The following is an 18,359-nucleotide window of genomic DNA, read 5'->3' as shown; positions in this document are numbered from 1 at the left end:
CGGAGCTCAGCGCGCCAGCCGCGCCGCCGCCGTCCTGAGCGCGGTGGTGAAGGCCTGCGCCGCGGCGCCGGGCTTGCGACCCCGCCGCGACACCAGGAACAGCTCCACGCTGGCCACCGGGTCACGCAGCATCCGCACGTCCAGCCCCTGACGCAGACAGTCGTCCAGCACGAACGACGGAATGACGGCGTGCCCGTGTCCGGCGCGCACCAGGGCGATGACGGTGCCGATCAGGTTCACCCGCTGACGCTCGCCCACGGGACACCCGGCGGCCGCGAGGTGCTTCTCGATCACGACCTGCATCGGGTTGTCGGCCGGCAGGCTGATCAGCGGCACACCGGTCAGCGCATGCCAGGGCTGGCTGGGTCGCCGGCCACCGCCTTGCACGCCGGGCGGGCGGATGCTCATGAGCCGGAACCGGCACAGCGGCTGGCGCAGCAGACCCACCGCCGGCCGGACGAAGAAACCCAGGCCCAGGTCGGCCTCGCCGGCCAGGACGTCCTCGCGGACCTGATTGACGTCGACGTCCGTGATCCCGATGCGGACCTGGGGATGGACGGCCGCGAAATCGCTCAGGACCGCCGGCAGCAGGCTGGCCGCCACCATCGGCGTGGCGGCGATCTGCAGCCGCTGGCGCACCGCCGCCTGGGTGCCCTCGACCACGTCGCCCAACCCCCGCACGTCCTGGACGATGCGCTCGGCCACCGGTTGCAGCCGCAGGCCGACCTCGGTCAGGGTGACGGCGCGGGTGGTGCGGTCGAACAGGCGGGCGCCGACCTGCTCCTCCAGCTCCTTCACCAGCATGCTCATGCCCGAAGGCGAGAGATGGACCTGCTCGGCGGCACGGGCGAAGCTCTTGAGGCGGCCGATCTCCAGGAAGGCGTGCAACTGGCGCGCGCTCAGATTCATCAGCTTTCTTGACGAGTTCATCAATAAGTTCCGTTTGATGGAAGCCGCGCGTTTGGCTGTAATTCTCTTTCAAGAATCCTGGAGACAACCATGAGCAAGGACATCGCATCGGCGCGGTTCGCGCGCCGCCGCGGCCTGGTGCTGGGCGCGCTGGGCGCCGCGGCCTGGTCAGCGGGCTGGGCGCAGGGCAACGCGGACGCACCGATCCGGCTGGTGGTGCCTTTCACGCCCGGCACCGGCATCGACCTGATCGCCCGCCAGGTCGCGCCGGGGCTGACCGCACAGCTGAGGCGACCGATCTTCGTCGACAACAAACCCGGGGCGGCCGGCAACATCGGCACCCAGGAGGTGGTCCGCGCGGCGCCCGACGGCACCACGCTGCTGGTCAGCGTGAACACGCTGGTCATGAACGCCGCGCTCTATCCCCGTCTCGGCTTCAATCCGCTGACCGACCTCGCGCCGGTGTGCCTGACGAGTTGGGGACAGTTGATCCTGGTGGCGAGCCCGCGTTCGGGCATCGACTCGCTGGGCGGGCTGCTGAGCGCGGCGCGGGCCCGGCCAGGCGCGCTGAACTACGGGTCGCCCGGCACCGGCACGCCGCACCACCTGGCCATGGAACTGCTGAAGAACCGTGCCGGGGTGTCGCTCACGCACATCGGCTACCGCGGCACCGCGCCGGCCGTGACGGACCTGCTGGGTGGCCAGATCGACGTCATGTTCCTGCCGATCCACGTCGCGCTGCAGCACGTCAGGGCCGGCAAGCTCAGGGCGCTGGGCATCAGCTCGGACAAGCCCGATGCCTTGCTGCCGGACGTGCCGTCGCTCCAGACGCTCCGGCTCGGCAACCTCAACGTGGACATGTGGTACGGCGTGCTCGCGCCGGGCGGCACGCCGCGCCCGGTGATCGACCGGCTGAACAAGGCACTGGGCGAGATCCTGGCCCAACCCGAGGTCGCCAGGTCCTTCGAATCGCAGGGCATGACCCCGGCGCACGGCACGCCCGAGGCGTTCGCACGCCTCATGGCGACGGACGCCAGGCGCTGGTCCGACCTCATCAAGGCCCAGAACATCATCGCGGAGTGAGACAACTCATGACATCGAACACACTCAACCCCGACCGTGGCGCGGCCGCGGCGGACGCGCCGGCTCGGGCCGAAGTGGTCGTCGTCGGCGGCGGCCCCGTGGGCATGGGCCTGGCCATCGAGCTCGGACAGCGCGGCATCCGCACCGTCGTGGTGGAGCGCTACCCGCAGCCGCAGCCCATCCCCAAGGGCCAGAACCTCACCCAGCGCACCATGGAGCACTTCCACTTCTGGGGCGCCGAGGAAGCACTGCGCGCGGCGCGCACCATTCCGCGCGACTACGGCATCGGCGGGCTGACGGCCCACGGCTCGCTGCTGGGGCCCTACACCTACGACTGGCTGCAGCGCGATCTGGTCAAGCCCTACTACCACGCCGCCAACGAGCGACTGCCGCAGTACGCGACCGAAGCGGTGCTGCGCCGGCGCGTGGCCGAGCTGCCCTCGGTCACGACCCTCTACGGCTGGGACGGTCTGGCGCTGGCGCAGGACGACGAGGGCGTCGCGGTCACCATCGGCCAACGTCATGGCGACGACCGGCGCGTGATCCGCGCGGACTATGCGGTGGGCAGCGACGGCAGCCGCTCGATGATCCGCGAGCAGGCCGGCATCACCCAGACGAAGACCGACCACGACCGCATGATGGTGCTCGTGGTGTTCAAGTCGCACGAGCTGCATCGGCTGCTGGCGCGCTACCCCGGCAAGTCCTACTACAACGTCCTGCATCCGGACCTCAAGGGCTACTGGAAGTTCTTCGGACGGGTCGACCTCGGCACCACCTGGTTCTTCCACGCGCCGGTGCCGCCGGGCACGACCCGCGACAACTTCGACTTCCACGCCTACCTGCAGGAGGCCGTCGGCGCGCCGTTCGACGTCGCGTTCGAGCACATCGGCTTCTGGGACCTGCGCTTCATGATGGCCGACCGCTACCGCGCCGGCCGCGTCTTCGTGGCCGGCGATGCGGCCCACAGCCATCCGCCCTATGGCGGCTACGGCGTCAACTCGGGGCTGGAGGACGCCCGCAACCTGGGCTGGAAGCTCGCCGCGACCCTGCAGGGCTGGGGCGGCGAGGCCCTGCTCGACTCCTACGACACCGAGCGCCGGCCGGTCTTCGCCTCGACCATGCGCGACTTCATCGCCAAGTCGATCGAGTCCGACCGCGCCTTTCTCGAAGCCTTCGATCCGGTGCGGGACCGTTCCGCGTTCGAGGCCGCCTGGCAGGCCCGTGCCCAGGGTGCGGTGGGCGAGGTGCACGCCTTCGAGCCGCACTACGAAGGCTCTCCGGTGGTGACGCCCCCCGACAGCGCGCCACGGGTGTCCGGCGCCGTCGGCGCGCACCGCTTCGAGGCCCGCGCGGGGCACCACCTGGCACCGGCCGTGCTGTCGGACGGCCGCGATGTCTACGCGACCTTCGACGCCGGCTACACGCTTCTCGCGCTGGGCGCCGACGAGACGGCCGTGGCGCACTTTCGCGCCGCCGCCGAAGCCATGGGTCTGCCGCTGAAGGTGGTGCGGGGCGAGCGCACTGGCGAAGCCAGACGCTACGCGGCGCCGCTGGTGCTGGTGCGGCCCGACCAGTTCGCCGCCTGGGCGGGCACCGACACGGCCATCGACGCGGCGACGGCCCGCGCGATCCTGGCGACCGCGCGCGGACGAAGCGACTCGCCGGCATCGCGCTCCGGCGCGACCGGAGCGCCCGCCGCGCTCAGTGCAGCAGCTGGTTGAGGAACAGCCGGGTGCGCTCGTGCTTCGGCGCGCCGAAGAATTCCGCCGGCGCGGCCTCCTCCACGATCGTGCCGCGGTCCATGAAGATCACGCGGTTGGCCACCTGGCGGGCGAAGCCCATCTCGTGCGTGACCGACAGCATGGTGGTGCCCTCCTCGGCCAGCGACACCATGGTGTCGAGCACTTCCTTGACCATCTCGGGGTCGAGCGCGGAGGTCGGCTCGTCGAACAGCATGACCTTGGGGCTCATGCACAGCGCGCGCGCGATGGCCACGCGCTGCTGCTGGCCACCGGAGAGCTGCGAGGGGTACTTGTGGGCCTGGTCGGGGATGCGCACCTTCGTCAGGTAGGACATCGCGACCTCCTTCGCCTCCCGGGGCGTGTACTTCTTGCTCCATACCGGGGCGAGCGTGCAGTTCTCCAGGATGGTGAGGTGCGGGAACAGGTTGAAGTGCTGGAACACCATGCCGACGTCGCGCCGCACGGCGTCGATGCGGCGCATGTCGTCGGTGAGTTCGACGCGGTTGACCACGATCTGGCCCTGCTGGTGCTCCTCCAGCCGGTTGATGCAGCGCAGCAGCGTCGACTTGCCCGAGCCCGAGGGCCCGCAGATCACGATGCGTTCGCCACGCCGCACCTCCAGGTCGATGTCGCGCAGCACCTGGAAGTCGCCGTACCACTTCTGCACGCCGACCATGCGGATGACCAGTTCGGGCGCCGGGGCGGCGATGGCGGTGGCGGGGATGGAGGCAGCGGTGGGAGCGGCGAAGGCGGTCATGGGGCGGGGTCCTCTCAGGCGGCGGGGGTGATCCGCAGGCCGAGTTCCTCGACCAGGCGGCGGGCGGCGGCGTGGCCTTCGGGGCCCATCGGCAGGCGGGGCGGGCGCGGTCCGCCCACGGGCAGCCCCATCGCCGCGAGCAACGCCTTGGTGCCGGCCACGTAGGCCTGGCCGAAGACGAAGTCGATCATCGGGAAGTACCTGAACGAGAGCGCGCGGGCCTGCGCGAGCTCTCCGGCCATCACCAGGTCGTACAGGCGCGCCATCTCCGCCGGGGCGCCGTTGGACGGCACCGCCGCCCAGCCCACCGCGCCCTCGACGTACGACTCGAAGCCCATGATGCCGCCGAAGACGGCCATGCGCCCGTCCGTCAGGCGCGCGATGTCGCGCACCCGGGTCACCTCCATGGTCGACTCCTTGACGTAGCGGCAGTTGTCGATCTCGGAGAGCCGCGCGAGCAGCGGCGGCTTCAGGTCGACGTTGGTCACGGCGGGGTTGTTGTAGACCATCACCGGAATGCCGATGGCGTCGGAGACGCTGCGGTAGTGGCGGTCGATCTCGTCGTCGGTGGGCGTGCAGTAGAACGGCGGCAGCACCATCACCCCGTCGGCGCCGAGCGATTCGGCCAGGCGGCTCTTGCGCACGGCCACGCGGGTGTCCTCGGCGGTGGTGCCCACGATCACCGGCACCCGGCCGGCGGCGCGCTCGACGACCGTGCGGGCGACCTGTTCGATCTCCTCGTCGGTCATCGAGAGGAACTCGCCGGTCGACCCCAGCGGGATCAGCCCGTGGATGCCCGAGGCGATCTGCCAGTCCACGTAGCGTTCGAGCGTGGGCACGTCCACGGCGCCGTCGGCGTCGAAGGGCGTGACCATGATGGTGTAGGTGCCGCGGAAGTCGGTCATGGCGCAGGTGCGTGGGGGTGAGGTGGGGGTGGGGGTGAAGGCGGCATCGGGGGTCGCCGGGATCAGGCGCCGAGCAGCCCGGCGGCGACCAGCGCGGCGCGGATGCGGACGCGCTCCTCGTCGTCCGGCGGCAGCAGCGGCGGGCGCGGGTCGGGATGCGGCAGCCGGCCGAGCAGGTGCAGCGCGGTCTTCATGCGGTTGTGGGCGTCGAGGTACGGCGCGCGGTAGAAGGCGCGGCACAGCGGCACCAGCCGGTCGTTCGCGGCGCGCGCCGCCGCCAGGTCGCCGGCCGCGACGGCCGCGTGCAGCGCCACCAGCAGCGGCGCGGCGACGCTGCCCAGGCCCGACAGGATGCCGTCGGCGCCATAGACCAGCGAGGCCATCAGCCAGGTGTTGTTGGTGGCCAGCACCGTCGGCGGACGCTCGAGCCGGCGCAGCGCGCGCAGGTTGTCCTCGTAGGCCTCGGGTACGTCGGTGCCGTCCTTGACGGCGACGATGCGCGGCACCTCGACGCACAGGCGGACCAGCAGGTCGGTCGAGAACGCCAGCCCCGAGGCGCGCGAGAGCTGGAACAAGACGATCGGCAGCGCCGACGCGTCCGCCACGTCGCGCACGAAACGCAGCGCCATGCCGGGGCGCGCGCCCGCGCCGCCGGCGAACAGCAGCGGCGGAAACAGCAACAGGCCCGAGGCGCCCGCCTCGGCCGCGTCGGCGGCGAGGTCGCGGGCGTCGCGCGTGTCCTCGGCCACCACGCCCGCGACCACCGGCACGCCGCCGGCCGCGCCGACCGCCACGCGCACCACCCGGGCCCGCTCGGCGCGGCGCAGCGACGAGGTCTCGCCCGCGTGGCCGTTGACGACCACGGCGCGCACGCCGGGCGTGGCCGCGACGTCGCCCACGTGGGCCGCCAGCGCCGCCTCGTCGAGGGCGCCGTCGGGACCGAACGGGGTCAGGGTGGCGGGCCAGACGCCGCCGATGCCGGTGAGGGAGGAAGTCATGGATGCAGGTTCGCAGCGGTGACCTTCAGTATGCAACAGAGCTGCAATCGTTTGCAAACGCTTGGCGGTTTTTTATCCGTCTTTCAACTTTCTCGTTGACGCGTCATTGGCAATTCATCTACATTGATCGAATGCAATCGTTTGCAAATAAATTTCACATCGGGGCCGCATCGTGACGGTCACGCTGCGCGACGTTGCGCGTGCCGCCGACGTGTCCGTCGCCACCGCCTCGCGCGCCCTGGCCGGCTCCAGCCTGATCAACCAGGCCACCCAGAAGCACGTGGTGCAGGTCGCCGCGGCCATCGGCTACCGCACCAACACGGTGGCCCGCGCCCTGCGCACGCGCAAGTCGCGCCTGGTCGGCCTGACCGTGCACAACCTGGAGAACGCCTCCTTCCGCGTGCTGGCCTCGGTCGTCCAGGCCCGCCTGCAGGCGCTGGGCTACCAGGTCATCCTCAGCATCAGCAACGACGACGTCGCCCAGGAGCGCGAACTCCTGCAGACGCTGGTGGACCACGGCGTCGACGGCCTGATCGCCGTGCCCACCGGCGGCAACGGCGCCGCGCTGCTGGCCATGGAACACGCCGGCATCCCGGTCGTCTGCGCCGTGCGCCGCGTGGACGGCGCCTCGCTCGAATCGATCCTCGCGGCCGACCTGGAAGGCGCCTACACCGGCACCCAGCACCTGCTGGGACTGGGCCACCGCCGCATCGGCCTGATCGTCGGCCCCGGCGACACCACCTCGGGCCGGGAACGACTGGCGGGCTACACCCGGGCCATGCAGGAAGCGGGCCTGGGCGTCGACGCCGCGCTGGTGCAGCGCGGGCGCTACCTGCCGGAGACGGGCGCCGCCGGCGCCGCCGCCCTGCTCGCCCTGTCCGCGCCGCCCACCGCCGTCTTCGTGGCCAACCACGAGTCCTCGCTCGGCGTGCTGCGCGTCGTCGCCGAACGCGGGCTGTCGATCCCCTCGGACCTGTCGCTGCTGTTCTACGAGGACTCGCCCTGGTTCGAATGGCAGCGCCCCGCGCTCAGCGTGGTCGACAGCGGCGCGCTCGACATGGCCAACCTCGCGGTCGACCGCCTGATGTCGCGCCTGGGCGGCGTCGCCAACGGCGCGCGGGAATACCGCATCGGCTCGCGGCTGGTCGAGCGCGCCTCGTGCGCCGCGCTGCCAACCCTCTGAACGAGCCCGCCGCCATGCCCTACCTCGAGATCCTGGCCCCCGCCGCTCCCGCTTCCGCCCGGCGGGAGCTGGTCCACGCCGTCACCGACGGCATCGTGCGCGGCTTCGACGTCGCGCCCTCGACCGTGACGGTCTACTTCGTGCCGATCGGCGCCGACGACTATGCCCACGAGGGCGTGCACGGCCTGCCGCCGACCGGGGCCCGGGTCTTCGTCAAGGTGCACGCCTTCCGCCGCGACGCCGCCCGGCGCCGCGCCGCCGCCGAGGCGATGACGCCGGCGCTGGCCGCCTGCTTCGACACGCCCGCGCGCAACGTCGCCATCTACTTCCTCGACCGCGAGCGCGACGAGGTCGCCCACGAGGGCCACCTGGCCAGCGACGACGACACCGCCACGCCCGCCGTCCCCGCAACCGATCCCGCCCCATGAGCCACTTCCAGACCGACGACCAGACCGCCGTGCGCGACACCGCGCGCCGTTTCGCCGAGAGCGAGGTGCTGCCGCGCGCCGCCGCCATCGACCGCGAGGACACCTTCGACCGCGCGCTCTACCGCGGGATGGCCGCGCTCGGCCTGTTCGGCGTCAGCCTGCCGGAGGCGGCCGGCGGCTCCGGCCTGGACACCGTCAGCGTGTGCCTGGTGATGGAGGAGCTGGCGCGCTGCTCGGCGGCCATCGGCAACGCCTTCGCGATCCCGGTGGAGGCGGCGCTGTTCCTGCACCACCACGGCAACCCGTCGCAGCGTGCCCTGATCCCCGGCATCCTCGACGGCTCGATCGTCTTCGCCACGGCGATGACCGAACCCGACTTCGGCTCGGACGCCGCCAGCATCCAGACCACGGCGCGCGCGAGCGGCGACGGCTGGGTGCTCAACGGCACCAAGGCCTGGGTCACGCTCGGCGGCGTGGCCGACCGCATCATGGTCTTCGCCCGCACCGGCGACGCGCCCGGCCACCGCGCGATCAGCTGCTTCCTGGTGGACGCGGCGTCGCCGGGCGTGAGCCGGGGCAGGAACGAGGAACTGCTGGGCATGCACGGCCTGGAGGACTGCCAGATCGTGCTGCAGGACGTGCGGGTGCCGGCCAGCGCGCTGATCGGCGCCGAGAACCAGGCCTTCAAGACGGCGATGGGCAACTTCAACTTCAGCCGCCTGCTGATGTCGTCGATGGCGCTGGGCATGGCGCAGGCCGCGATGGAGGACGCGGTGGCCTACGCCAGCACGCGCCGGCAGTTCGGCCAGGCCATCATCAACTTCCAGGCGATCCAGTTCATGGTGGCCGACATGTCCACCGACATCGCCGCCGCGCGGCTTCTGATCCACCATGCCGCGCGGCTGTTCGACGCCGGCCTGCCCTATGCCAAGGAAGCCGCGCAGGCCAAGCTGTTCACCACCGACATGGCCATGAAGCACGTCTCCAACGCGCTGCAGGTGCACGGGGGCAACGGGTACTCGCGCGACTACCGCATCGAGCGCATCTTCCGCGACGTGCGCCTGGCGCAGATCTACGAGGGCACCAACCAGATCCAGCGGCTGATCATCGCCAAGCAGGTCGAACGCGAACTCGCCTGAGCAGGACACCGCCATGATCGACTGCATCACCCCCGACGCGGCCGCCGCCCTGCTCAAGGACGGCGACATGGTGCTGGCCGGCGGCAACGGCGGCTCGGGCGTGCCCGAGGCGGTGTTCGAGGCCGTCGAGCGCCGCTTCCTGGCCGGGCGCGGACCGCACGACCTCACGCTCTTCCACATCACCGGCGTGGGCGCCCTGACCGAGAAGGGCCTGTGCCGCTTCGCGCACAAGGGCCTGGTGCGGCGCGTGATCGGCGGCAACTTCGGCATGCAGCTGCCCTTCATGAAGCTGGTGCTGGCGCAGGACCTGGAGGCCTACAACTTCCCCCAGGGCGTCATGACGCACCTGTGCCGCGCCATGGCCGGGCGCCAGCCGGGCGTGCTGACGCACGTGGGGCTGGAGACCTACATGGACCCGCGCCAGGAAGGCGGGCGCATGAACGCGCGCACCACCGAGGCGCTGGTGGAGGTGGTGCCCATCGGCGGCAAGGACTACCTGTTCTATCGCGCGCCGGGCGTGCCCTCGGTCGCGCTGATCCGGGGCACCTCGGCCGACGAGGACGGCTACGTCAGCATGGAGCACGAGGCCACCGCGCGCGAGGACCTGTCGATGGCGCAGGCCGTGCACAACGCCGGCGGCACCGTCATCTGCCAGGTCAAGCGCGTCGTGCGGCGCGGTTCGCTGCACCCGCACATGGTGAAGATCCCGGGCTTCCTGATCGACCATTTCGTGGTGCAGCCCGACCAGATGCAGACCTACGCGACCCGGTTCGACCCGGCGCGCTGCGGCGAGACCACCGTGCCGGGCTCCAGCATCGCGCCCGACCCGCTCGACGCCCGTCGCGTGGTCGCGCGCCGCGCCGCCTTCGAGCTGCGCCCGCGCGACGTCGTCAACCTGGGCGTCGGCCTCTCGGCCATGATCCCCAACGTCGCGGCCGAGGAAGGCATCGACGGGATGATCACGCTGACGGTCGAATCCGGCGTGGTGGGCGGCGTGCCCGGCCACGCGCGCGAGTTCGGCACGGCGGTCAACCCGCGCGTGATCCTCGACCAGTCCTACCAGTTCGACTTCTACGACGGCGGCGGCCTGTCGTGCGCGTTCCTGTCCTTCGCCCAGGTCGACCGCCACGGCAACGTCAACGTGACGCGCTTCGGCCAGCGCTACGACGGCGCCGGCGGCTTCATCAACATCACGCAGAACACCCGGCGCCTGGTCTTCAGCGGCTCGCTGACCGGCGGCGACTTCGACATCGGCGTGGCCGAGGGCGGCCTGGCGATCCGGCGCGACGGGCGCTTCATGAAGTTCGTGCCCGAGGTCGACCAGGTCAGCTTCTCCGGCCACTTGGCGCGCACGCGCGGCCAGCGCGTGACCTTCGTCACCGACCGCGCCGTCCTGGAGATGGAGGCCGACGGCCTGGTGCTCACCGAGATCGCGCCGGGCGTGCGGCTGCGGGAGGACGTGCTCGATCGCATCGGCTTCGAGGTCCGCGTGAGCGATGCCCTGAGGACGATGGACGCTCGCATCTTCCGCCCCGGCCCCATGGGCCTGCGCGACGCCTTCGTGGCGCAGGCCCCGCGCCACCTGGAGGTGCCCGGGGCATGACGGACGACCGGCCCGACCTCCACTTCGACGACGTCGTCGTCGGCGCGGCCTTCACCAGCGCCGCGCACGCCGTCACGGCCGAGGACATCGCGCGCTTCTGCGACCTCACCCGCGACCACCACCCGCTGCACCAGGACGCCGGCTACGCCCGCGCGCGCGGCTTCGACGGCGTCATCGCGCACGGCCTCTACGGCCTGGCGCTGATGGAGGGCCTGAAGACCGAGCTGGGGCTCTACCGCCACAGCTCGATCGCCTCGCTCGGCTGGGACGGGGTACGGTTCTTGCGACCGGTGATCGCCGGCGACACCGTGCGCGTGCGCTTCGAGTTCACCGGCAAGCGCGCGTCGTCGCGCCCCGGGCGCGGCATCGTGACCGAGGCGCTGCGGCTGCTCAACCAGCGCGACGAATGCGTGATCGAGGCCCGCCACAGCGCCCTGCTGGCCTGCCGCGGCGACGCGGCGGCCTGAAGGCCGCGCCCTCGGCCGTCGCCGCCCGTCCCTTCCCTCCAACCCCGTCTCCACGAAAGCCCGCCATGCAATTCCTCCCCTCGATGCTCGCCGTCCTCCTGGGCACCGCGCTGTCGTCCGCCGCCCTGGCCCAGGCCTGCGCGCCCAAGGTCGGCGCCGACCACCTGGTGGCCGCCGGCAAGCTGCAGATGTCGATCAACCCGACCCTGCCGCCGCAGCAGTTCGTCGACGACAAGGGCGAGCTGCAGGGCCTGAACGTCGAGCTCGGCAAGGCCATCGCGCGCAAGCTGTGCCTCGAACCGGTCTTCGTGCGCATGGACATGCCGCCCATGATCCCGGCGCTGCAGGCCGGGCGCTTCGACATGATCAACACCGGCATGTTCTGGACCGAGGAGCGGTCGAAGCTGATGTTCATGATCCCCTACGCCCAGCAGGCCATGAGCATCTACACGCTGCCCACCAGCGCGCTGAAGATCACGAAGTTCGACGACCTCGCCGGCCACGTGGTGGGCATCGAGACGGGCACCTACCAGGAGCGCAAGTCGCGCGAGTACAACGCCGACATGGTCGCGCGGGGCCTGAAGACGATCGACTTCCGCACCTTCACCACGGCCTCGGAGACCATGGCCGCGCTGCGCGCCGGCCAGCTCGAGGCCGGTGTCAACATCGACGAGACGGCGGCCAACTTCGCCGAGCGCGGCATCGCCAAGGTGTGGGTCAACGGCATCAACGGCACCGACATCACCGTGACCTACCGCGACAAGGCGACGGCCACCGCCGCCGCCGCCGCGCTCAACGAACTCAAGGCCGACGGCACCTACGACAAGCTGTTCGACCGCTTCAAGATGACGCGCCTGAAGGACACGAACTTCGCCATCCGCGGCCCCGGCCCGGCGCCGAAGTAAGCGGCGCCGTCGTTTTCCGAGCCGCAGCAAGCAAGCCCCAAGGAAACCCCGGCCGTGTTCAACGTCGACGCCTTCCTGTCCTACCTGATCAACCCGTACCTGCTGGGCGGGGTGGGCATCACGATCGGGCTGACGATCGCCACCATCCTCATCGGCCTGGCGCTGGCGCTGCCGCTCGCGCTGGCGAGCATGTCCACCAACCGGTGGCTGCGCGCGCCCGCCAAGTTCTACATCTGGGTCTTCCGCGGCACGCCGCTGCTGGTGCAGATCGTGATCATCTACACCGGGCTGCCGCAACTGGGCGTGCGCTTCGACGTGCTCAGCTCGGCCGTCCTGGCGCTGAGCCTGAACGAGGCGGCCTACCTCTCGGAGACCATCCGCGCGGGCTTCTCGGCCGTGGCCAAGGGCCAGATCGAGGCCGCCAAGGCGCTCAGCCTGTCGAAGTTCGCGACCCTGCGCCTGGTGACGCTGCCCCAGGTCATCCGGATCATCATTCCGCCGCTGGGCAACTCGGTCAACGGCCTGCTCAAGGCCACCTCGCTGGCCTCCGTCATCTCGATGGAGGAGCTCATGCGCCGCAGCCAGGTGCTGATGCAGGCGAAGTTCGAGGTGCTGGAGCTGTACTGCGTGGCCGCCGTCTTCTACCTGGTGCTGACCTCGCTGTGGGACGTGGTGCAGCGCCGGCTCGAACGGCACTACGGCAAGGGCTACGCGCCGATGCAGAAGCAGGCGCCGACGGCCGGCGTGCCCGTCGCGGCCTGAGGCGGGCCCGCCGCCGAGGGCGGAAGCCGGCGCGCGCGGCTCCGGTGCTAGGCGCCGCGCGGGTCGTCGTCCCCGCCGTTGCCTTCGCCCTCGCCGCCGCCGCGCCGTCCGATCTGCGCCTGCATGTAGCGCAGCGCCCGCTGCGCGAAGACCTGCGCGAGCCGAGCGCGCGGCTTGTCGCGCACGAACAGGGCGCACACCGGGATCGCCACGCGCGGACGGAACCGGTGCACCTCGAACGCCGGGGACAGCACCTGGCGCGCCGTCATCTCGTCGACGAAGCCGATCCCCAGGCCGCGCGCCACCAGCGGACTCACGATGTTGGCGAAGCGCGCCTCGATGTCGGGGTGGTAGTGGTCGGAGGAGCGCTCGAAGGCCTGCGCGATCATCGCCCCCAGCGGGCTCGCCGGACCCGGTCCGACCAGGCGGCGACCGCGCAGGTCGAACGGCGTGAGCACCGGCAGCGGACCGAGCGCATCGCCCCCGGGCGTGATGCACATCATCTCGGCCTCGATCAGCACCTCGCGCACCAGGCTGGGCCGCGCCGGCGGCTTCATGGCGATGCCGATGTCGGCGCTGCCGCTCTCCACGCCCTCGAGCAGGGCGTCCATGCGCACCGACTCGATGGTCACCTGCACGTCCGGGTGCTCGGCCATGAACAGCGCGAGCACCGGCGGCACGAGGTGCTGGGACAGCTCGGCCGTCGCGTGGATGCGCAGCACGCCGGCGCGGCCGGTGCGCAGGTCCCAGGCCTTGCGCTGCACCGCCTCGTGCACCACGAACAGCGGCTCGGCGTCGGCCATCAGGATGCGCGCGTCGGCCGTGGGCACCAGGCGGTTGCTCACGCGGTCGAACAGGGCGATGCCGAGCTTGGTCTCGGCGAGCTTGATGGCGTTGCTCACGGCGGGCTGGGACATGCCCAGCTCCTCGGCCGCGCCGATGGTGGTGCGGCAGCGCATCACGGCGCGCAGGACTTCGAGCTGGCGCAGGTTGATCAGGGAGCGGAATTGCGGGTCGGACATCGGGGTCGATTCGGGCCCGGGAAGGCGTTTCGATTCTTCATGATAGCGGCCGCGGCACGTGGTCGAAACGGGTGCATCGCATGCACCATCGCGACGTATATCGACCACCTATAGTCCCGCCCCCCAACTGAATTGAGTGGCCCGCACCACGCTCGCTATTCTTCTTTTCGGTCCTCGCCGTCGGGCGCGTCGCGCCCGCCGCGCGAGCCCCCGGACCCCGCCCCGCGCGGTCCTCCACCACTCTCGGGAATCTCCAATGACCTTCGTCTTCCTGCGCATCGCGCTCGCCACGGCGGCCCTCGCCGGCTCGCTGTCCGCCACGGTCGCGTCCGCGCAGACCTGCACCCCGGCCGTGCCGAAGGGCGAGCTCGTCGCCGAGGGCCGGATCATGCTGTCGACCAATCCGACCCTGCCGCCGCTACAGTTCGTCGACGCCAGCGGCGAGCTCAAGGGCATGAACCTCGAACTCGCGGCCGAACTCGGCAAGCGCCTGTGCCTGAAGGCGGAGACGTTGCGCATGGACTTCCCGGCCATGATCCCCGCGCTGAAGGCCGCGCGCTTCGACGGCATCAATACCGGCATGTTCTTCACCGAAGAGCGCTCCAAGGTGATGTGGACCATCCCCTATGCCATGGCCGCGATCGACATCGTGGCCATGCCGGGCAGCAAGCGCACCGTGGCTTCGCCCGATGCGTTGACCGACCTGAGCATCGGCGTGGAGGCCGACTCCTACCAGGAGCGCTGGCTGAAGGAACGCGAGAAGGACAACGTCGCCAAGGGTCGCAAGTCGCTGAAGATCCTGTCCTTCCCGACGGCCAGCGAAGTGATGGCCGGCCTGCGCGCCGGTCAGTTCGACATCGCTGCCTTCCCCAATTACGCAGGCGGTGCCTTCGTGAAGGCCGGCCAGGCCATGATGCTGCTGCCGGCCCAGGGCGCATCGCCGACGATGATGAGCTTCCGCTCCAAGCCGGTCGCCGATGCGGTCGTGAAGGCCTTCAACGACATGATCAAGGACGGCACCTACGACCGCATCCTCGACCAGTACGGCATGACCAAGCTGCCGGAGAAGGTCATCGCAATTCGCGGCACCGGGCCGGTCTGAGGCACCGACGGCCGGGGACCGCGCCCGGTCCTCAGCCGCGCAGCGCCGCCACCCGTGCCTCGCCGGCGGCCAGCAGCAGGTCGATGTCGTTGCTGGTCAGCACGAAGCGCACGCCGGCTTCGATGTGACGGCGTAGCAGCGCTGGGTCGACGATGCCGGCCAGCCCCGCGTGCTTGCCGTGCGCCTCGCAGGCCGCGATGACGGCCGCGAAAGCCGACTCGACCGCCGGGTCCTGCAGCTGACCCGGGATGCCGAGTTCGAGCGAGAGGTCGTTGCTGCCGATCAGCAGCACATCCACACCCGGCACCGCCGCGATGCTGTCGGCATTGGCGATGGCGCGCGGCGATTCGAGCATCACGATGCAGAGCAGCTCGTCGTTCGCTGCCGCCATGGCCTGCGGCGCCGGATGCCGCGCGTAGTCGAAATGCGGCTGCAGCCCGAAGAAGGAGCGCATGCCCAAGGGCGGGTACTTGCAGGCGCGCACCGCGGCCGCCGCCTCGTCCGCATCGTCGACGTGCGGCACCACGATGCCCTGCGCGCCGCCGTCGAGCAGGCGCGAGATGTCGGGCGAGTTCTTGCCCGGCACGCGCACCAGCGGTGCGATGCCCAGCGGCAACGCGGCCGCGGCGATGTTGGCTGCCGCCGCCGCGTCGACCGGCGAATGCTCGATGTCGATGAAGAGAAAGTCGAAGCCGCAGCGCAGCGCCAGGCCCGCCACGGCCGAGCCCGTGACCTGCTGCACGCCCATGCCCAGCACGGTCTCGCCGGCTTCCAGTCGGCGGCGCGCCACGTTCGGTCGAACCCTCATGGTCAGTAGCCCCCGACTTCACCGCGCACCTGGAATTGGCCGCGCCCCGGCCGGCCCAGCCACTGCTCGCCGTCGACGATGAGCTCGCCGCGCGAGAACACCTTCTTCACCACGCCGTGCACATGCTTGCCTTCGAACAGGCTGTAGTCGACGTTGCTGTGGTGCGTGTGGGCCGAGATCGTCTGCGCGCCGTCGGGGTCGAACAGCACGAGGTCGGCGTCGCTGCCCACCGCGATGGTCCCCTTCTTCGGGAACAGGCCGAAGAGCTTGGCCGGCGCCGTGGCGGTCAGTTCGACGAAGCGGTTGAGCGAGATGCGCTTGGTGCGCACGCCGCCGTCGTAGATCACCGTCATGCGCGTCTCGATGCCGGGCGCGCCGTTGGGGATCTTGGAGAAGTCGTGGCGGCCATGCTCCTTCTGGTGCACGCGCCCCATGTGGCCCTCCTTCATGCAGAACGGGCAGTGGTCGGTCGAGACGATCTGCAGGTCGTCGGTCTTCAGCGCGGTCCACAGCGCGTCCTGCGAGCGCTTGTCGCGCAGCGGCGGCGTCATCACGTGCTTGGCCACCGAGAAGTCGTCGCTGTCGTAGACCGAATCGTCGAAGAACAGGTAGTGCGGGCAGGTCTCGGCGAACACCGGGATGCCGGCGTCGCGCGCCTCCACCACGTGCTTGAGCGCCTCGCGCGCCGACAGGTGAACGAAATACACCGGCGCGTTGGCCAGCTCCGCCAGCTTGATGCCCCGGTGCGTGGCCTCGCCCTCCAGGATGGCCGGGCGCGTGAGCGCGTGGTGGCGCGGCGAGGTGTGGCCCTTGGCCAGCGCCTCGCGGATCAGCAGCTCGATGACGTTGCCGTTCTCCGCGTGCAGCGCGACCATGCCGCCGTGCTCGCCCACCAGGCGCATGGCCTGGAAGATGGCGGCGTCGTCGACCATCACGCTGCCGGGGTAGGCCATGAACATCTTGAAGCTGCTCACGCCCTCGTGGCGGATCGCGTGCTTCATGTCGCCCAGCACGGCGTCGTCGACGTGCGTGAGGATGACGTGGAAGCCGTAGTCGATGCCCGCGCCGATCGCCGCGCGCGCCTGCGTGCGCGCGATGGCGTCGAGCGGGCCTTCGTGCCTGCCCTGGAAGGCGAAGTCGATGATGGTCGTGGTGCCGCCGAAGGCCGCCGCGCGCGTGCCCGACTCGTAGTCGTCGCAGGTGGTGGAGTCGCCGAACGTGTTGTCCAGGTGGGTGTGGCAATCGACGCCGCCGGGCAGCACCAGCAGGCCGGTCGCATCGACGACGCGCGTGTCGGGGCCGGCGTCGAGCCGACGCCCGATCGTCGCGATCCGGCCGTCCTCCAGCAGCACGTCGGCGTGGTAGTCGTCCACGGCCGTCACGACGCGGCCGTTGCGGATCAGGGTGCGGGGGGCGGTCATGCGGCGACGCCCTCGACCGTCGGCAGGCCGGCGGCGGCCAGGGCGTGCGCCAGCATCGCGACCTCGTCGGCCGCCAGCGGTCCCATCGGCGGGCGCATCGCATCGCTCGGGATGTGACCGAGCAGCTTCAGGCAGGTCTTCAGGCGCGCGTTGGCGTGGCCGCCGGGGGCGGTGCCGTAGATCGCCTTCGCCAGGGGGTAGATGCGCTCGTTCAAGGCGCGCGCGGCCGGCAGATCGTTCGCCTGCATCGCGCGGTAGAGCCCCACCACCAGTTCCGGCGCGACGCAGGCCAGGCTGACCAGCGTGCCGGTCGTGCCGACCGCGAAGCAGGTCATCAGGTGCTCGTCGCCCGAGGCCATCACCAGCACCTCCGGCGCCACGCGGTTCACCAGGCGCAGGTTGGCCTCGTAGGCGGCGCTCTCCCAGCTGCCCTCCTTGACGCCGACCACGCGCGGCAGCCGCACCAGCCGCGCCAGCACTTCGGCCGCGTAGCCGAGCGCGCCGGCCCGCACGCCGGCCTGGTAGAGGAACACCGGCAGCGTGCCGTTCGCGGTGGCGATCGCGTGGTGGCGCACGGCCACCTCCGCGTCCTGCGACAGCGCCCAGGAGAACGGCGGGAAGACCAGCACCGCGTCGGCGCCGGCGGCCTCGGCGTCGTCGACGTGGCGCTGCGCCTCCAGGCTGTCCTCGGCGTTGATGCCGCACACCAGCAGCGTGCAGGCCGGACAGGCGGCGCGCGCGATCTCGACGACGCGGCGCTTGTCGGCGCGCCCGAACATGAAGTTCTCGCCGGCGTGGCCGTTGATCAGCAGGCCGGCGATGCCGTCGGTGCGCGCGACGCGAGACAGGTGCGCGGCCAGCGCGTCCTCGTCGATGGCGCCGTCCTCGCGCAAGGGGCACACGGTGGCGGCATGGACGCCGCGGAAGCGATCGGGATCGTGGGAGGGCATGGGCGGTCCGCGAGAAAGGGTGGCGCCCACCTTAGTCGCGCCCGCGCGGCGCCGACCATGCGTTTTGGGGCGCCGACTATAAGCACGCCGAATAGCCCGAGCGGCACTGCGCGGCACTGCGCGGCACCGCGCGACGCTATGCGGCGCGCTGATAGTCCCCGCCGGTTATTGAATA

General features: G+C 71.0%; 18 protein-coding genes. 10 read left to right on the top strand and 8 right to left on the bottom strand.

All coding sequences use genetic code 11. The annotated features are described in order from the left end of the window. Window positions 1-6 precede the first annotated feature (6 nt). The gene (locus NF681_03020; protein ID UST52650.1) at window positions 7-930 is read right to left on the bottom strand and encodes a LysR substrate-binding domain-containing protein; all 924 of its coding nucleotides are present in this window, start codon (window positions 928-930) and stop codon (window positions 7-9) included. Between the two features lie 69 nt (window positions 931-999). On the opposite strand from NF681_03020, the gene NF681_03015 reads away from it, so the two are divergent. Together NF681_03015 and NF681_03010 are read left to right on the top strand one after the other, a co-directional pair. Further along, the gene (locus tag NF681_03015; protein UST52649.1) at window positions 1,000-1,992 is read left to right on the top strand and encodes a tripartite tricarboxylate transporter substrate binding protein; all 993 of its coding nucleotides are present in this window, start codon (window positions 1,000-1,002) and stop codon (window positions 1,990-1,992) included. An 8-nt stretch (window positions 1,993-2,000) separates the two neighbouring features. Further along, a complete protein-coding gene (locus NF681_03010) occupies window positions 2,001-3,713 on the top strand; it encodes an FAD-dependent monooxygenase (protein ID UST52648.1) in 1,713 nt (570 codons plus the stop codon). Here the strand turns inward: NF681_03010 and NF681_03005 are convergent. The 3 genes from NF681_03005 to NF681_02995 all read right to left on the bottom strand — a co-directional run bounded on the left by NF681_03005 (window position 3,694) and on the right by NF681_02995 (window position 6,394). Then, entirely contained in the window at window positions 3,694-4,410 is a 717-nt protein-coding gene (locus NF681_03005) for an amino acid ABC transporter ATP-binding protein (GenBank protein UST52883.1), read from the bottom strand. The two genes, NF681_03010 and NF681_03005, sit on opposite strands and share 20 nt — an antisense overlap. Window positions 4,411-4,505: 95 nt before the next feature. Then, window positions 4,506-5,396 carry a dihydrodipicolinate synthase family protein gene (locus tag NF681_03000; protein UST52647.1) on the bottom strand — a complete coding sequence of 297 codons (891 nt, stop codon included), beginning with the start codon at window positions 5,394-5,396 and terminating at the stop codon, window positions 4,506-4,508. Window positions 5,397-5,458: 62 nt separating this feature from the next. Beyond that, a complete protein-coding gene (locus tag NF681_02995) occupies window positions 5,459-6,394 on the bottom strand; it encodes a dihydrodipicolinate synthase family protein (GenBank protein UST52646.1) in 936 nt (311 codons plus the stop codon). Window positions 6,395-6,566: 172 nt separating this feature from the next. Between NF681_02995 and NF681_02990 the strand changes: the two genes are divergently transcribed. The 7 genes from NF681_02990 (at window position 6,567) to NF681_02960 (ending at window position 12,881) form a co-directional block, all read left to right on the top strand. Continuing rightward, window positions 6,567-7,577: a LacI family transcriptional regulator gene (locus NF681_02990; protein ID UST52645.1), complete on the top strand. Its 1,011-nt coding sequence runs from the start codon at window positions 6,567-6,569 to the stop codon at window positions 7,575-7,577. A 14-nt stretch (window positions 7,578-7,591) separates the two neighbouring features. Continuing rightward, on the top strand, window positions 7,592-8,005 hold the full coding sequence (locus NF681_02985; GenBank protein ID UST52644.1) for a hypothetical protein: 414 nt from the start codon (window positions 7,592-7,594) through the stop codon (window positions 8,003-8,005). Next, a complete protein-coding gene (locus NF681_02980) occupies window positions 8,002-9,144 on the top strand; it encodes an acyl-CoA dehydrogenase family protein (protein UST52643.1) in 1,143 nt (380 codons plus the stop codon). The genes NF681_02985 and NF681_02980 overlap by 4 nt, the downstream gene beginning before the upstream one ends. A 13-nt stretch (window positions 9,145-9,157) precedes the next feature. After that, window positions 9,158-10,747, top strand: a complete 1,590-nt coding sequence (locus tag NF681_02975) for a hypothetical protein (protein UST52642.1) — start codon at window positions 9,158-9,160, stop codon at window positions 10,745-10,747. Then, window positions 10,744-11,214 (top strand): MaoC family dehydratase N-terminal domain-containing protein, encoded by a 471-nt coding sequence (locus NF681_02970; protein UST52641.1) that lies wholly within the window; start codon window positions 10,744-10,746, stop codon window positions 11,212-11,214. Before NF681_02975 ends, NF681_02970 begins: the two co-directional genes overlap by 4 nt. A gap of 65 nt (window positions 11,215-11,279) precedes the next feature. Next, window positions 11,280-12,119 carry an ABC transporter substrate-binding protein gene (locus tag NF681_02965; GenBank protein ID UST52640.1) on the top strand — a complete coding sequence of 280 codons (840 nt, stop codon included), beginning with the start codon at window positions 11,280-11,282 and terminating at the stop codon, window positions 12,117-12,119. Window positions 12,120-12,173: 54 nt separating this feature from the next. Further along, a complete protein-coding gene (locus tag NF681_02960) occupies window positions 12,174-12,881 on the top strand; it encodes an amino acid ABC transporter permease (protein UST52639.1) in 708 nt (235 codons plus the stop codon). A gap of 47 nt (window positions 12,882-12,928) precedes the next feature. On the opposite strand, the gene NF681_02955 is transcribed toward NF681_02960, so the two are convergent. Continuing rightward, window positions 12,929-13,903, bottom strand: a complete 975-nt coding sequence (locus NF681_02955) for a LysR substrate-binding domain-containing protein (GenBank protein ID UST52638.1) — start codon at window positions 13,901-13,903, stop codon at window positions 12,929-12,931. A 256-nt stretch (window positions 13,904-14,159) separates the two neighbouring features. On the opposite strand from NF681_02955, the gene NF681_02950 reads away from it, so the two are divergent. Beyond that, window positions 14,160-15,005, top strand: a complete 846-nt coding sequence (locus NF681_02950; GenBank protein ID UST52637.1) for a transporter substrate-binding domain-containing protein — start codon at window positions 14,160-14,162, stop codon at window positions 15,003-15,005. A 31-nt stretch (window positions 15,006-15,036) separates the two neighbouring features. Here NF681_02950 and NF681_02945 read toward each other — a convergent pair whose 3' ends face one another. From NF681_02945 to NF681_02935, 3 genes are read right to left on the bottom strand one after another with little or no spacing between them, the layout of a single operon-like run. After that, window positions 15,037-15,813: an aldolase/citrate lyase family protein gene (locus NF681_02945; protein ID UST52636.1), complete on the bottom strand. Its 777-nt coding sequence runs from the start codon at window positions 15,811-15,813 to the stop codon at window positions 15,037-15,039. A 2-nt stretch (window positions 15,814-15,815) separates the two neighbouring features. Continuing rightward, the gene (hydA, locus tag NF681_02940; GenBank protein UST52635.1) at window positions 15,816-17,234 is read right to left on the bottom strand and encodes a dihydropyrimidinase; all 1,419 of its coding nucleotides are present in this window, start codon (window positions 17,232-17,234) and stop codon (window positions 15,816-15,818) included. After that, window positions 17,231-18,184: a dihydrodipicolinate synthase family protein gene (locus NF681_02935; GenBank protein UST52634.1), complete on the bottom strand. Its 954-nt coding sequence runs from the start codon at window positions 18,182-18,184 to the stop codon at window positions 17,231-17,233. The genes hydA and NF681_02935 overlap by 4 nt, the downstream gene beginning before the upstream one ends. Window positions 18,185-18,359: the final 175 nt, after the last annotated feature.

It is taken from the genome of Comamonadaceae bacterium OTU4NAUVB1, assembly GCA_024372625.1.
Classification (GTDB): Bacteria; Pseudomonadota; Gammaproteobacteria; order Burkholderiales; family Burkholderiaceae_C; genus Variovorax.
The sequence above is the reverse complement of the archived record's forward strand: the minus strand, read 5'-3'. Positions and strand labels throughout refer to the sequence as shown.

What these genes read in the sequence shown, in the direction of transcription:
- NF681_03020 (UST52650.1), bottom strand. Translation starts at nt 930, where the DNA reads ATGAACTCGTCAAGAAAGCTGATGAATCTGAGCGCGCGCCAGTTGCAC.
- NF681_03015 (UST52649.1), top strand. Translation starts at nt 1,000, where the DNA reads ATGAGCAAGGACATCGCATCGGCGCGGTTCGCGCGCCGCCGCGGCCTG.
- NF681_03010 (UST52648.1), top strand. Translation starts at nt 2,001, where the DNA reads ATGACATCGAACACACTCAACCCCGACCGTGGCGCGGCCGCGGCGGAC.
- NF681_03005 (UST52883.1), bottom strand. Translation starts at nt 4,410, where the DNA reads ATGGTCGGCGTGCAGAAGTGGTACGGCGACTTCCAGGTGCTGCGCGAC.
- NF681_03000 (UST52647.1), bottom strand. Translation starts at nt 5,396, where the DNA reads ATGACCGACTTCCGCGGCACCTACACCATCATGGTCACGCCCTTCGAC.
- NF681_02995 (UST52646.1), bottom strand. Translation starts at nt 6,394, where the DNA reads ATGACTTCCTCCCTCACCGGCATCGGCGGCGTCTGGCCCGCCACCCTG.
- NF681_02985 (UST52644.1), top strand. Translation starts at nt 7,592, where the DNA reads ATGCCCTACCTCGAGATCCTGGCCCCCGCCGCTCCCGCTTCCGCCCGG.
- NF681_02980 (UST52643.1), top strand. Translation starts at nt 8,002, where the DNA reads ATGAGCCACTTCCAGACCGACGACCAGACCGCCGTGCGCGACACCGCG.
- NF681_02975 (UST52642.1), top strand. Translation starts at nt 9,158, where the DNA reads ATGATCGACTGCATCACCCCCGACGCGGCCGCCGCCCTGCTCAAGGAC.
- NF681_02970 (UST52641.1), top strand. Translation starts at nt 10,744, where the DNA reads ATGACGGACGACCGGCCCGACCTCCACTTCGACGACGTCGTCGTCGGC.
- NF681_02965 (UST52640.1), top strand. Translation starts at nt 11,280, where the DNA reads ATGCAATTCCTCCCCTCGATGCTCGCCGTCCTCCTGGGCACCGCGCTG.
- NF681_02955 (UST52638.1), bottom strand. Translation starts at nt 13,903, where the DNA reads ATGTCCGACCCGCAATTCCGCTCCCTGATCAACCTGCGCCAGCTCGAA.
- NF681_02950 (UST52637.1), top strand. Translation starts at nt 14,160, where the DNA reads ATGACCTTCGTCTTCCTGCGCATCGCGCTCGCCACGGCGGCCCTCGCC.
- NF681_02945 (UST52636.1), bottom strand. Translation starts at nt 15,813, where the DNA reads ATGAGGGTTCGACCGAACGTGGCGCGCCGCCGACTGGAAGCCGGCGAG.
- hydA (UST52635.1), bottom strand. Translation starts at nt 17,234, where the DNA reads ATGACCGCCCCCCGCACCCTGATCCGCAACGGCCGCGTCGTGACGGCC.
- NF681_02935 (UST52634.1), bottom strand. Translation starts at nt 18,184, where the DNA reads ATGCCCTCCCACGATCCCGATCGCTTCCGCGGCGTCCATGCCGCCACC.